Annotated in this window: 1 pseudogene; it reads left to right on the forward strand. The window is 47.0% G+C overall.

The window, feature by feature from the left end:
* Nucleotides 1-353, forward strand: a pseudogene (locus tag AB5935_RS25090) (glycoside hydrolase family 92 protein); the annotation flags it as partial.

Below are 353 nucleotides of genomic sequence, written 5' to 3' on the forward strand. Positions count from 1 at the left end.
GGTGATGCCGGTCACGGGTACACGTGTCCGTGCGTGGGATGCTTATCGTAGTCATTTCCCTAAAGACAAAGAAGCGGCTACTCCGGGATATTACACTACGGAACTTTCCGATCCGCAGGTGAAAGCGGAACTGACAGCATCTATCCATGCTGCCCTTCACCGCTATACTTATCATAAAGCTGATTCTGCCTCTATATTGATCGACCTGCAACATGGTCCTGCATGGAGAGAAGAGCAATATCATTCACAGGTCAACAGTTGCGAAGTAAACTGGGAAGATGCCCAGACACTGACAGGACATGTCAATAATACGGTATGGGTGAATCAGGATTATTTCTTTGTGATGAAGTTCA

This window comes from Phocaeicola sp. RTP21198st1_B8_RTP21198_201120, assembly GCF_040929485.1.
In the GTDB taxonomy this organism is placed as follows: domain Bacteria; phylum Bacteroidota; class Bacteroidia; order Bacteroidales; family Bacteroidaceae; genus Phocaeicola; species Phocaeicola dorei.